Annotated in this window: 17 protein-coding genes; 6 read left to right on the top strand and 11 right to left on the bottom strand. The window is 31.2% G+C overall.

Annotated features, from left to right (window positions below; genetic code table 11):
• Nucleotides 1-10 precede the first annotated feature (10 nt).
• On the bottom strand, nt 11-217 hold the full coding sequence (locus ACKTTR_RS01635; protein ID WP_408026222.1) for a helix-turn-helix domain-containing protein: 207 nt from the start codon (nt 215-217) through the stop codon (nt 11-13).
• Between the two features lie 2 nt (nt 218-219).
• Nucleotides 220-780, bottom strand: coding sequence for a DUF2975 domain-containing protein (locus ACKTTR_RS01630; RefSeq protein WP_408026221.1), 561 nt, complete (start codon nt 778-780; stop codon nt 220-222).
• A gap of 105 nt (nt 781-885) precedes the next feature.
• Here ACKTTR_RS01630 and ACKTTR_RS01625 point away from each other — a divergent pair, with 105 nt between their 5' ends.
• The 6 genes from ACKTTR_RS01625 (at nt 886) to ACKTTR_RS01600 (ending at nt 5,619) form a co-directional block, all read left to right on the top strand.
• Nucleotides 886-1,347 (top strand): Lrp/AsnC ligand binding domain-containing protein, encoded by a 462-nt coding sequence (locus ACKTTR_RS01625; RefSeq protein ID WP_047789927.1) that lies wholly within the window; start codon nt 886-888, stop codon nt 1,345-1,347.
• Nucleotides 1,348-1,356: 9 nt separating this feature from the next.
• Nucleotides 1,357-1,938 (top strand): HupE/UreJ family protein, encoded by a 582-nt coding sequence (locus ACKTTR_RS01620; protein ID WP_028892203.1) that lies wholly within the window; start codon nt 1,357-1,359, stop codon nt 1,936-1,938.
• A 65-nt stretch (nt 1,939-2,003) separates the two neighbouring features.
• Nucleotides 2,004-2,435 (top strand): deoxycytidylate deaminase, encoded by a 432-nt coding sequence (locus ACKTTR_RS01615; RefSeq protein ID WP_099214653.1) that lies wholly within the window; start codon nt 2,004-2,006, stop codon nt 2,433-2,435.
• Nucleotides 2,422-3,993: a S41 family peptidase gene (locus ACKTTR_RS01610; protein WP_408026220.1), complete on the top strand. Its 1,572-nt coding sequence runs from the start codon at nt 2,422-2,424 to the stop codon at nt 3,991-3,993. The genes ACKTTR_RS01615 and ACKTTR_RS01610 overlap by 14 nt, the downstream gene beginning before the upstream one ends.
• A 207-nt stretch (nt 3,994-4,200) precedes the next feature.
• Nucleotides 4,201-4,791 (top strand): TetR/AcrR family transcriptional regulator, encoded by a 591-nt coding sequence (locus ACKTTR_RS01605; protein ID WP_408026219.1) that lies wholly within the window; start codon nt 4,201-4,203, stop codon nt 4,789-4,791.
• Between the two features lie 72 nt (nt 4,792-4,863).
• Entirely contained in the window at nt 4,864-5,619 is a 756-nt protein-coding gene (locus ACKTTR_RS01600) for an HD domain-containing protein (RefSeq protein ID WP_408026218.1), read from the top strand.
• On the opposite strand, the gene ACKTTR_RS01595 is transcribed toward ACKTTR_RS01600, so the two are convergent.
• The 9 genes from ACKTTR_RS01595 to thiL form a co-directional block, all read right to left on the bottom strand.
• Entirely contained in the window at nt 5,609-6,175 is a 567-nt protein-coding gene (locus ACKTTR_RS01595; protein WP_408026217.1) for an MOSC domain-containing protein, read from the bottom strand. The two genes, ACKTTR_RS01600 and ACKTTR_RS01595, sit on opposite strands and share 11 nt — an antisense overlap.
• 10 nt (nt 6,176-6,185) lie before the next feature.
• On the bottom strand, nt 6,186-7,682 hold the full coding sequence (locus ACKTTR_RS01590; RefSeq protein ID WP_408026216.1) for a GH3 auxin-responsive promoter family protein: 1,497 nt from the start codon (nt 7,680-7,682) through the stop codon (nt 6,186-6,188).
• Nucleotides 7,683-7,695: 13 nt separating this feature from the next.
• A complete protein-coding gene (locus ACKTTR_RS01585) occupies nt 7,696-8,559 on the bottom strand; it encodes a M23 family metallopeptidase (protein ID WP_408026215.1) in 864 nt (287 codons plus the stop codon).
• A 48-nt stretch (nt 8,560-8,607) separates the two neighbouring features.
• Entirely contained in the window at nt 8,608-9,192 is a 585-nt protein-coding gene (gene nadD / locus ACKTTR_RS01580) for a nicotinate (nicotinamide) nucleotide adenylyltransferase (RefSeq protein ID WP_408026214.1), read from the bottom strand.
• Between the two features lie 41 nt (nt 9,193-9,233).
• Nucleotides 9,234-9,836 carry a guanylate kinase gene (gene gmk / locus ACKTTR_RS01575; protein WP_408026213.1) on the bottom strand — a complete coding sequence of 201 codons (603 nt, stop codon included), beginning with the start codon at nt 9,834-9,836 and terminating at the stop codon, nt 9,234-9,236.
• Between the two features lie 2 nt (nt 9,837-9,838).
• Nucleotides 9,839-10,705 carry a YicC/YloC family endoribonuclease gene (locus ACKTTR_RS01570; RefSeq protein WP_244210675.1) on the bottom strand — a complete coding sequence of 289 codons (867 nt, stop codon included), beginning with the start codon at nt 10,703-10,705 and terminating at the stop codon, nt 9,839-9,841.
• Nucleotides 10,706-10,736: 31 nt separating this feature from the next.
• A complete protein-coding gene (locus ACKTTR_RS01565; RefSeq protein ID WP_408026212.1) occupies nt 10,737-11,636 on the bottom strand; it encodes a DMT family transporter in 900 nt (299 codons plus the stop codon).
• Nucleotides 11,637-11,790: 154 nt separating this feature from the next.
• Nucleotides 11,791-12,261, bottom strand: a complete 471-nt coding sequence (lysM, locus tag ACKTTR_RS01560) for a peptidoglycan-binding protein LysM (RefSeq protein ID WP_167712895.1) — start codon at nt 12,259-12,261, stop codon at nt 11,791-11,793.
• Between the two features lie 157 nt (nt 12,262-12,418).
• Nucleotides 12,419-13,468 carry a thiamine-phosphate kinase gene (thiL, locus tag ACKTTR_RS01555; RefSeq protein WP_408026211.1) on the bottom strand — a complete coding sequence of 350 codons (1,050 nt, stop codon included), beginning with the start codon at nt 13,466-13,468 and terminating at the stop codon, nt 12,419-12,421.
• Between the last annotated feature and the right edge of the window lie 43 nt (nt 13,469-13,511).

Raw genomic sequence — 13,511 nt, 5'->3', positions numbered from 1 at the left:
TCTTCTGTTTTTACTCCTCTACAAATTCTAAAATATCTGCTGGTTGACAATCTAATGCTTTACAAATAGCTTCTAACGTAGAAAAACGAATAGCTTTGGCTTTTCCTGATTTTAGGATAGATAAATTTGCCGTAGTAATTCCCACAATTTCTGCCAGTTCTTTGCTTTTCACCTTCCGTTTAGCAAGCATTACATCTAAGTTTACAATAATTGGCATACCTATATTGTTAAGTCATTTTCTTCTTTCAATACATTTCCTTTTCCTACAATGAAAGAAATAAATTGTATAAATAAAGCCATTGCAAATATTGGTAGCATTTTACTTATTGAAGTACCTACAGTATATCCTAATATATATCCACTACTATATGATGGATCTGAGCTTGTACTTAAAGACAAGTTTCCATCAATTGCTAAACCTAATACTACTTTAAAACTTAAGACTACAATTCCATAAACAATTAGCCCTTTTCCTACCCTCCTTAATCGCTTACTATTTTCTGTTGTAAAAACATCATCTTTTGAAAAATTAAAAATTACTTGCCTAAAATCAACTGTTAAAAGAACCATATAAATAATTAGAGCTAAAGAAGTAATTGATAAAAAGTAATACACACTATCGGGCCAATTATCTGGTACTTGCATATTAAAAACTAAAGATCTTTCTCCTCCATTAAACAAGTAATAGAAAATTTTATGCAGCCTTTTTATAAAATCGATAAACACACTAACTACTAATAGTGTACAAAAAACCTTTAAAATACTTAATACTGATTTCATATTCAATTTTTGATTAATTAATGCGAGGTCAAATATAATAAAATTATCGAAAAACAATAATTTATTATTTTTTATTGATAATCAAACTTTCCTTATTTTTGTTTCATGGTTAGAAAATTAAAAATTGACGGAATTGATAAAATCATTATCAAACGCCTTGTAAAAGATGCACGTACCCCTATTTTAAGTATCGCCCGAGAAGTAGGAATATCTGGCGCTGCCATTCATCAACGATTACGAAAGTTAGACGAATCGGATTTAATTGATGGTTACAAAATGATATTAAACCCAAAAGCATTAGGATATACTACTACCGCTTTTGTTGGTGTGTTTTTAGATTCTTCTAGCTTATACTCTTCGGCAATTAAACGTTTAAAAGAAATTCCTGAAATTGTAGAAAGTCACTACACTACTGGTAACTACGCTATTTTCATCAAAATACTGTGTAAAAACAACGAAGACTTAATGCATTTGTTAAATAAGGATATTCAAACCATAAAAGGAGTTTCAAGAACCGAAACTTTTATATCTTTAGACCAACAAATAGATCGACAAATAAAAATTTAAAAACCCCGAATGAACGATTTTATCTTCTACTTTAAAATGGGCTTGTTTCATGTGTTAGACTTTAAAGCCTATGACCACATTTTATTCTTAATTGTATTAGCTGTTGTGTATCAATTTAAACAGTGGACAAAAGTTTTATGGTTAATTACTTTGTTTACTATTGGACACTCAATAACCCTAGCCCTTTCAGCGTACGGAATATTAAATGTACGAGCAGATTTAATTGAGTTTTTAATTCCATTAACCATTTTTATTACGGGATTAATGAATGTATTAACGGCTAAGAAGGCATCGGTAGGAAAAGAAAATCAGAATTTATTTTTTGCTTTATTTTTCGGGTTAATTCATGGACTTGGTTTTTCTAACTATTTTAAAATTATGATTGGAAAAACTTCTGATAAATTTTTACCTTTAGTAGAATTTGCCTTAGGTGTAGAAGTAGCACAAATTATTATTGTACTAGGTATTTTATTAATTGGTGCTTTAGTACAATCAATCTTTAGTGTAAACCGTCGTGATTGGATTTTAATCATGTCATCAATCGTAATCGGGTTCGCTTTACAAATGATGTTTGATCGTGTTTTTTGGTAAAAAATTAACGACTAACTAACTCAAATCTAATTACCTTAGCTTATCTAAGAAAAATCGTACTAAAAATTTTGAAGAAAAAACAATTAAAATATGACATTGCCTATTTAAAAATGGCAAATGAATGGGGGCAACTTTCACACTGTATTCGTAAAAAAGTAGGCGCCTTAATTGTTAAAGATCGAATGATTATTTCTGATGGCTATAATGGTACTCCTTCTGGTTTTGAAAATTATTGTGAAGATGAAGAAGGATACACCAAATGGTATGTACTACATGCCGAAGCCAATGCTATCTTAAAAGTAGCTTCTTCTACACAATCGTGCAAAGGCGCTACTTTATATATTACACTTTCTCCTTGCCAACAATGTAGTAAATTAATACATCAAGCAGGAATAAAACGTGTAGTATATGCTAGTGCATATAAAGACCGATCAGGATTAGATTTTTTAGAGAAAGCTGGTGTTGAACTGACCTATTTACCTTATGAACAAGAATAATTTACCTATATATTTATCTATTGCAGTAGTTTTCGGTATTCTTATCGGAACCTTTTTTAGCAATGGAGATTCAAGTAGTCTTATTGGAAAAAGCTCATCTAGTGAACGAAAGATAAAACGTTTGATTGATTACATTCAAAGTGATTATGTTGATGATGTTAACACTGATGAATTGTTAGACGGGGCTATTGCAGAGATGTTAGGTAAATTAGATCCTCATTCAGTATATATACCTAAGGAAAACTTACAATTGGTTACCGAAAATATGCAAGGTAATTTTGTAGGAATTGGTGTTCAATTTCGTATGATTGGTGATACTATTACCGTTATAGAACCTATTAAAGGTGGACCAAGTATTAAAGCAGGAATTAAAGCAGGTGATAGAATTTTACTTGCAGATAAGGATACTCTTTACGGGAAAAAACTGCAAACTTCCCAAATAATGAAAGCTTTAAAAGGGAAACCAAACACTAAAGTTGATTTACAAATTTATAGAAAAACCAATGATAGTATTTTTGATATCACTATTAATCGCGGTAAGGTAAATATCAAAAGTGTTGATGTTGCATATATGTTAAACGATAGTGTTGGTTATATAAAACTAGATCGTTTTGCTCGTAACACCTATATTGAGTTTAAATCTTCTTTAAACAAATTACTCACCAAAGGAATGACTGATTTGGTCTTAGATCTTCGCGGAAATGGTGGTGGTTTTATTGATATTGCTAATGATATTGTAGATGAATTTTTAGAAAAAGATAAGCTTATTGTATTTACAAAAAACAACAAAGGAGATATTGTAGAGTCTTTTGCTACTGATAAAGGTGATTTTGAACACGGTGGCTTGTATGTATTGATAGATGAAAATTCTGCCTCTGCTTCTGAAATTGTAGCTGGTGCTTTGCAGGATAATGACAAAGGAATTATCATCGGGCGTCGTTCTTTTGGTAAAGGATTGGTACAACAAGAAATGGATTTAGGAGATGGTTCCGCAGTACGATTAACTACTGCCAGATATTATACTCCAACAGGACGTTCTATTCAAAAGCCTTATAAAAAAGACGCAGATTCAGAAGAATACAGTCACGATTTTGAGCATCGACTAGAAAATGGAGAGTTGTTTACCAAAGACAGTATTAAAACTGTTGACAGCTTAAAATACACTACTCCTAAAGGAAAAATAGTATATGGTGGTGGTGGAATTATTCCTGATTATTTTGTAGCAGTAGATACCTCAGCTTATGTTCCTACGATTTTCTTCCGTCCTTTAAATGACTTTGCTTTTTCGTATGTAGATGATAATCGTAAAAAACTAGCTTCATTAACAGTTGAAGATTTTATTAACAACTTTGATAAAAACAATGAAATTTCTGATAAATTCTTAGCAAAATTAAAAGACTTTAGACTTTCTGAAAGAACAAAAAATCAACTTCGCAGTAACTTAAAAGTATTGATTGCTCGTGAACTTTTTAGTGACGAAGGTTTATATAAAGTAGATCAGCGAGATGATAAAATGCTACAAAAAGTATTTGAGTTAGAACAAAAACAAAATGAATAAGAAAGTACTTAAAGTAGTCGTGGTAATGTTTGCAATAGTGTTGACTTTTGAATTCTTCAGTTTTATTATTGAAAACTTCATACACGGATGGAATGCTCCTAACTAAAATCTCTTTTTAGCCTAAATTGTAGTCTTAGTATTACTTTGTTATGTACATAATAGTAAATTTGTGCTACATGTAAATTAATAAAGAGTAAGTTACAACGAATGAAAAAATCTACGAACACAAGAGCAACTATTTTACAACAAGCTTTTGAACTTATTTATAAGAAAGGGTATCAATCTACTAGTATTGATGAGATTATAGCTACCACTAAAGTAACAAAAGGTGCTTTTTATTATCATTTTAAAAATAAAAAGCAAATGGGAATTGCTGTTATTAAAGAAGTAATACAACCAAAAACCATTGATTTTTCAGTAAGCTTTCTTTCTTCTTCTAAAAGTTTACATAATTCTTTATATACAATGATTGAAGAGTTGCTTTTACACAATTCTTTTTTAACTATAGAGTATGGTTGTCCTTTAGCTAACTTAATTCAAGAAATGTCGCCTTTAGACAATGATTTTAAAGAAGCTCTTGATGAAACAAAGTCATTATGGACAAATGCTATTGCTACTTCTATTACCAAAGAACAACAAAACAATACTATTAATACAAATAGTAACGCCAAAGAAGTTGCCAACTTTATCATTGCTAGTTATTGGGGAGCTAGAACTCTTGGTAAGTTAAGCAATAAAACAAACACGTATACTCATCATTTAAAGCAATTAAAACTTTACTTAACTACTTTAAAATAATCTTAAACTTAAAAAAACATACTACTTGGTATGTTTTTGTTTTATATTTGCTTTGTCCTAAAAAAACAAGTAATGCAAATACATAATAACTATAGTCCGTCTGTACTCAACAGAAAAGAAATCCAGCAGTTTAAAAAGCTTTTAATTACCTCAAAATTAAAAGAGAGTTTCACTAAAACGCTATATAAAATTGGTATTAAATCTAAAATAAAGTTTGATATTGATACTATAAATATTCCAAATTCTAAGCTATCTAAACTAGCTTTAGAAGAGGCAAATGAGTTATGTAACCCTATATTGCTTTACCATTCTTATAGAACCTTCTTTTGGTCTGCAGGTATTGCTCTTTCAGAAAAGCTACATTATGATCAAGAGTTACTATTTGTTTCCTCAATGCTACATGATATTGGTTTAACGAATACTCACAACCACATATGCAGTAAACAATGCTTTGCCAATTACGGAGGTTCTTTCTCAAATGATTTTGTAAAGAAGTACGACAGTGAAAATAAAGCTTCCGCTATTAAAACTGCTATTGACATGCACTTGTACCCTACTGTAGATAAAAAGAAGTTTGGTAACGAGGCTTATCTACTTTCAAGAGGTGCTGCCATGGATGTTATTGGCTCACACTATTTTCAAGTTCCAACTTCTTTTATCAAAGAAGTTCATAAAACTTATCATAGAAATGGTTTTAAAGAAGATATTATTGAAACCATGGAAACATTAAACCATAAAGAAAATACTAGAGCTGATATTTTATACAAAATGGGATTTGCCTCAATGGCTTCAAAAAATATTTTAGATTCTAAAAAATTTACTTCTTAGAGGTAAACTTTGCTTCCCTCTTACTCTTATAAACCTCTTCAATGGTTGGGTTTTGAGGGTAGCTTTTTATTTGCTCAAGCTTATCACCTGATTTTACAGAACCTGTTTGAAGTATCTTAAAATATACACCTGGTAAGTTTTGCTGCCAAAATTGTTTTACAATCTTCATGTCGTTAAAACGCACCCCTAACTTCATACAAGGTTGACGCGGCTTGGTTACTTCAATAATAACTTCTCCCACTTTAAAAGTATCTCCCACATGCAATTGACTTTCCTCTAAATCCGAAACAGTTAAGTTTTCACCAAACATTCCATAATTCCAATCTAAATTAGGATACAACTCTTTCCAATACGCATAATGATTCTCTGAATAGGCATATACTGCTTGATCTATTCCTCCATGATATTTCCTATCACAAACAGCATCGTCTTTTACTTTTTCTACATCTAAAAAAATAGGAGTTTCAACAGGGAATTTAAAAATTCCTGTCGTCACAGTTTTTCCTTTCCAATCGATTTCTTTTCTTTCTCCTATGTTTGTTGCTACAATTTTCATTTTACTCTGTTTATTCTACTAAAAAATTTTGCAATACATCAGCTATTTTTCGATTATCTGATAGTTGTGGGATTTTATTCTGACCTCCAAACTTTCCTATAGATTTCATATACTCATGGAAACCTCCTTTTTTCACTTTTCTAATGATAAGTGGACGTAAAATTTTCCCTTCAATTAAATCGAAGTAATATACATTCTGCTCTTGCATCGATGCATCAATTTTAGATGCTAGTTCATCTAAATTTTCAGGTTCTTTTTCAAACTCTATAAACCACTCATGATAAGGTAATCCACTTTCTGGATTTACTTGCGGAGCTACTGTAAACTCACTTACATTAACATCTGTTCCTTTTATAGCATCATTCAATGCTTTTTCAACCTCTTTACCTATTACATGCTCCCCAAAAGCAGAAATAAAGTGTTTTATACGTCCTGTTACCTTTATTCTATATGGTTTTAAAGAAGTGAATTCTACAGTATCACCAATATTATACCCCCATAAACCAGCCGAGGTGTTTAAAATAATGACATAATTCACCCCTAACTGAACGTCTTTTAATGAAATTCTTGTTGGATTCTCATCAAAAAATTCATTTGCTGGAATAAATTCATAAAACATTCCTGAATTTAACTGTAACAACATTCCTTTTTCGGTTTGCGAATCTTGATATGCAATAAACCCTTCAGATGCTGGATACAACTCTACATAGTCTATCTTTTTTCCAATTAACGTTTCAAATTTGTTCTTGTATGGTTCAAAATTTACACCTCCATACACAAAGAAATTAAAGTTTGGAAAAATTTCAGAAACTGTTTTTCCAGTTTTCTCAATCAGTCGTTCAAAATACATCTGTACCCACGACGGAATTCCACTAATTACCGTCATGTTTTCTGGCAAGGTTTCTTCAACTACTTTATCTACTTTGATATCCCAATCTTCAATACAGTTGGTTTCCCAGCTTGGTAAACGATTTTTTAAGAGGTAATTTGGAACATAATGCGCTGCTATCCCGCTCAAACGACCTAATTTTACTCCGTTTTTATCTTCTAAAACTGGACTTCCTTGTAAAAAAATCATCTTTCCATCAACAAAGCTAGCATCATTTGTTTCTGTAATATAAAATAACAAAGCATTTCGAGCTGCTTTGATATGTGTTGGCATTGATTCTTTACTTATAGGAATATATTTTGCTCCTGAAGTTGTTCCTGAAGTTTTAGCAAAATACAAAGGCTTTCCTTTCCACAAGACATTTTCTTCTCCTGCTACAACTCTATCTACATAATGACGTAAGCCTTCATAATCGTTAATTGGAACTCTTTTTTTAAAATCTTCGTAATTATTGATTGATATAAAATCGTGATCTTTTCCAAACGCTGTTTTACATCCTTCAGTAACCAAATATTGAAAAACTTTTTCTTGTGTTTTATGCGGGCTGTTTGCCCATTTATACACTTGTTTACGAACAATTTTCGCAAATGGAATTGCTAATATTGATTTTATACTCATGCTCTTTTTCTGTTTACTGAAAATCTATATAGTTTGTTGGATTTACTGGAAACCCGTTATTCCACAACTCAAAGTGTAAATGGGGTCCGGTAGTTAATTCTCCTGTAGAACCTACACTTGCTATTGCTTCTCCTGATTTTACAACATCTCCCTGTTGCTTTAATAAAGTTCCGTTATGTTTATATACAGATATAAATTCGTTGGAATGTTGTATCGTTATTACATAGCCTGTTTCTGCTGTCCATTCTGCCAATATAACCGTACCGTCTGCTACTGCTTTTACAGGTGTACCTGTTTTAGCTACAATATCAATCGCATAATGTTTGTCATTAACATCAAACGGTTGCGATATACTTCCTGTTAATGGTGAAAAGAATACATTTTTAACTCTATTTGCTCCTCCATTATACAAAGGAAACAAGTCTTTACTCTCTATTTTTTCTCTAAACAATGAATCTTCCTTTGATGCTTGTAATTTACTTTCATCAAAAGCTATGGTTTTCATTTCATTTGTTATCGAATCTATCTTTTCTGGCTCAATTTGTCCTGTTAAAACAGGTTTTAAAGCTTTTGTATAACCTTCAAGAACCGACAACCTAGTTTTTAACGAATCTGCTTCGTACGTTAAGCGAGTAGCTTTCTTTTTTAAAGCTGTTGAAGAGTATCCTGGTATGTATTCTCGTATACCTGTGAAAGCAATTAACAAAGTAGTAAGTATAATGAGAAGTATGGAAAACACTCCTCCAAATACAAAAACATTTAATCGTGATAACTTTAAGGAAAACCGTTCTTGAAACGTATCTTCATTTATAATTACTAAGCGATACTTATCAGTAAGTTTTTGTTTTAGCTTTCGCTTTTTTTTATTTTTTGCCACGTTTTATACTTGTTTGGATTTCAAATATACAACGAAAAAACGGCGAAACTATTTTTTATAAAAATTCATCTCATCTATATACTTCCACACCTTTTCAGACAACAAAGGTTTACAGTTTTTCCCTTCATTTATAGCATTGCGAATCATGGTTGAAGATATTTGTACAATAGGAGCTTCTACTCTATGAATTTTCTTATGATCTTTAAATTGGTTTTCTACCACACCGTTTGATACTCTTGGGTAAACATAAATATCATAATCTTCTAAAATAACTTCATAGTTCTTCCATTTATGTAAACTTTTCAGATTGTCTTCCCCCATGATTAAACTAAATTTATGATGAGGAAACTTTTCTGAAATATGAACTAATGTATTTATAGTATAATTTGGTTGTGGTAGGTTAAACTCAATATCTGATGGTTGAATTTTCTCATATTCCTCAGTTGCTAAATACACCATTTCTAAACGATGATGATTATCTAACAACGAGCTTTTCTTTTTAAAAGGGTTATGAGGCGTCACTACCATCCAGATTTCATCTAAATCTGAGTTTTCAACCAGATGATTGGCTATAATTAAATGTCCTATATGAATTGGATTAAAAGTTCCAAAGTATAATCCTATGTTTTTCATATTTATAGATACTAGAATCTAGACCTATGAAGATGCTAGATTTATTCTTTTTTAACTTCTTTTTCTATTCCTAAAAAATCATCTACTAAATCTTCTGCTTCTTGTAAAGCTACAGGTAAATCGTAGTTTTTAATGATTTTGTCAAACTGTGGTGCTGTTGCTAATTCTACTGATGCTTTCGCAATACGCATATTGATTTTATCTTCGCTTTCAGTACTTCTTTTCTTTAAACGAATTTTCAATTCATCAACACTTGGTGGTTTTACAAACACAGCTAAGGTTTCTTCTGGAAATTTCTTTTTTATACGTAAACCTCCAACTACATCAATATCAAAAATCACATGTTTTCCTTGTGCCCAAATTCGTTCAACTTCTGTTTTTAACGTTCCATAAAAATTATCACGATACACTTCTTCCCATTCTAAAAACTCGTCATTTTTTATTTTTTGTTTGAATTCTTTTGCAGAGATAAAATAATAATCTTTCCCTTCAACTTCTTCACCTCTTGGAGCTCTTGAAGTAGCAGAGATTGAAAATTCCAAATTAAAACGTTCTTGCGCCAATAGATGACGTACAATAGTAGTTTTACCTGAACCTGATGGTGCTGAAAACACAAATAATTTCCCTTTAAACTCTTTCGACATTTTTATAAAACGTTTAAAATTTGCTCTTTTATTTTTTCTAACTCGTCTTTCATTTGGATTACTAATTTTTGCATTGGTGCAAAATTAGCTTTTGACCCTGTAGTGTTGATTTCTCTTCCTATTTCTTGTACTATAAATCCTAATTTTTTTCCATTAGAATCTTCGGTTGCTAATTGCTGTAAAAAATACTCTAAGTGATTAGCTAAACGTACTTTTTCTTCGTTAATATCTAACTTCTCTAAATAGTAAATTAACTCTTGTTCAAAACGATTTTCATCAACCTCAACTTTTAAATCTGTTAATGCTTTTTGTAAGCGTTCTTTAACATGTTCTATCCTATCACCGTCTAACTTTTTAACTTCTTCTAAAGCTGATTGAATATTAAGTATTCTTGTTTTAAAATCTTCTTCTAATGATTTTGCTTCGTCTATTCTGTACTGAATAATTTCTTTTAATGCTTCATCAATATGAGCATCTATTTGCTTCCACTCTTCTTCATCTAACTCTTCACGTTCTGTTTTTAAAGCATCTGGCATTCTAACAGCCATTTTCATTAACTCAACATCATCAGAAGTTCCTACTTGAGTTACATTTCTTAACTGCTGCATATACTCTCGTACCACGCCAGTATTCACAGTAGTTGAAGTCTCATCGGCAGTCATTTCTACATAAATAGAAAAATCTACTTTACCACGCACTAAATTACTTGCTAATTTTTTTCGAACATTTAACTCCTTTTCTCTGTAGTATGAAGGAATTCTAGTATTTAAATCTAAATTTTTACTGTTTAAAGATTTAATTTCGATTGTTACTTTTTTAGAGGGTAAATGTAGTACGGATTTACCGTAACCCGTCATTGACTGTATCATAACTTCGGTTTAATAATCCGCAAAGATACGTTTATTTATTGGGAGTTTCTGCTGGACGTTTGGTTACCAAAAATACTCCTAAAAAGATTAACAATGCTGCACCTATTTTAATTACATCTAAATGATCACTTCCTACAATCAATGCATAAATAGCCGCTACCACAGGTTGTAAATACATAAAAACACTTACTGTAGTTGGTTTTAGTTTTGATAATGCAAATAAATTAAACAAGTAAGTAATACAAGTAGTGAATAACACTACAAAACCCGCTTTAAAGAAAATTGAAACAGGCATTGTTTGCCACTGTACTTCTAACAATTCAAAGAAACCGAAAGGAAGCACCATTATCAACCCAAAAAGGTATAGCCATTTTACAAAAACAATAGGATTGTATTTTGCTATTAGTTTTTTTACAACCACCAAATACATACCATAGGATGCTGCATTAATAAATACTAAAAAGTTTCCTAACACCATATTAGTCGCATCTCCTTTAAGTGGATTTCCGTAAGCTATTAAAATTACTGCCCCAACCATCCCAACAATAACTCCTGCAATTTTTCTTAGAATTAATTTCTCTTTTAAAAGAATACTAGCAAAAATTAACACTAAAATAGGAGTGGTCACCATCATAACTGATGCATTGATTGGTGTGGTATAGCTTAATCCTTTAAAAAAGGTAAGCATATTAAAAGCAATACCAAAAAAAGCCGCCATTGCTACTCGTTTGTAATCTGCTTTCTCAATGGATGGTGCTTTTACAAAAAGCCCTAACAACCAAAAAATTATAGCTGCTCCTCCAACACGAAGTAATATAAAACCAAAAGGCTGAATATATCCTTCCATTACTTCTTTGGCTACAGTAAATGTAATTCCGTAAATAAGTGTTGCGATAGATGCTGCAGTAAGTGCTAACGCTCTTTGGTTCATTTTTAATAGTTTTAAAAACAAGTGCAAAGATGATGATAATATTCTTCTTTTCTACTACTTTTTTATCCCATACCAATCTTTAAATATCTCTTTTATATAAACTAAAAAAGCACTGCAAATGCAGTGCTTTTCCCTTTGGTTGATTAACTTTTGATTAGTCCACTAAAGGTGGTATTCTTAATACTTGTCCTGGATAAATTTTATCAGGATGTGTTAACATTGGTTTGTTTGCTTCAAAAATTACTGGGTACTTCATAGCGTCTCCATAAAACTCTTTTGCAATTTTACTTAATGAATCTCCACTTACTACTGTATGGAATTGAGCCATTGCAGCTTCTTCGATAACTTCAACCTCTTTAACTGTCATATTATCTTCTACAGAAGCAATTCCTTCTGTATTACCTACTACTAAAACTACTTTTTCTTTAGTAGCTAAGTCTACTGCTTCCCCTGTTACTGTAGCCTTATCATCTTCTACATTAACAGCTAAATTTTCAACAGAAAGTTCTAGTTTATTTACTGCGTCTACTAATTTCGCAGCTTTTTCTGTTGCTTCTTCTTCAGTTGTTTTTCCGATACCGAAAACTTTTGCTCCGGCATTTTTAATAAATGAAAAAATTCCCATTCTCGTTTTTGATTTTTTGTTAATATTCTTTTTACTGTCTGACTAAGATACAATTTTTATACCAAAACTCGTATTCCAAAATAATTTAAAAAGAGTCTTTTGAAAACTAAAAAAGCACCCAAACACGGGTGCTTAATCTATTATATTTTGTTATTCTCTACTCTTTATTAAAAGAATTCCAACCTTGTGCTTTTAATTCAATTTCTTGATTAGCACGTGTTACCAAATTAATTCCTTCATTTTTCTCAGTAATGTGCCCTATAACTGTTAAACTAGGATTTCCTTTTATTTTGTCATAGTCATCTATAGAAACCGTAAACAATAATTCATAATCTTCTCCACCACTTAAAGCTATCATGGTACTATCCATATTAAACTCTTCAGAAGTAGAAATAACCTGCGGATCTAATGGTAATTTATCTTCATATATTTTACATCCTGTTTTACTTTGCGTACAGATATGCATAATTTCAGAAGATAATCCATCAGAAATATCTATCATTGAAGTTGGTTTTACCTCTAACTCTTCTAATAATTTAGGAATATCTTTACGTGCCTCAGGTTTTAATTGACGCTCAATTATATAAGTATACTTATCTAAATCTGGTTGATTTTGAGGATTCACTTGAAACACTTGCTTTTCACGTTCTAATACTTGCAAACCTAAATATGCTCCTCCTAAATCACCCGAAACTACTATTAAATCGGTAGGTTTAGCTCCATCCCTATATACAATATCTTCTTTATTAGCAGCACCAATAGCTGTAACAGAAATTAATATTCCTTTTGTTGAAGAAGTAGTATCTCCTCCTACTAAGTCTACTTTATAAGTATCACATGCTAGCTGTATTCCTGCATATAATTCCTCTATAGCTTCTAACGGAAAACGATTAGATACAGCAATAGATACTGTAATTTGTTCCGCATTAGCATTCATAGCATACACATCCGATAAGTTAACCATTACTGCTTTGTACCCTAAATGTTTCAAAGGCATATAACTCAAGTCAAAATGTACTCCCTCTACTAACAAATCAGTTGTAATTACAGTTTCTTTACCTGATGTATTAATTACAGCAGCATCATCTCCAACTCCTTTTACAGTTGAAGAATGATACATTTTAAAATGTTTTGTTAAATGGTTTATTAACCCAAACTCTCCAAGCTCAGCTAACGAAGTTCTTTCTTGATTTTTATCTTCTAACATGCTGCAAAGATAACGACTAACAAACAAAAAGAATCATTTTACT

It is taken from the genome of Tenacibaculum litoreum (genome assembly GCF_964513915.1).
Taxonomy (GTDB): domain Bacteria; phylum Bacteroidota; class Bacteroidia; order Flavobacteriales; family Flavobacteriaceae; genus Polaribacter; species Polaribacter litoreum.
This window is presented reverse-complemented; position numbering and strand designations above follow the sequence as displayed.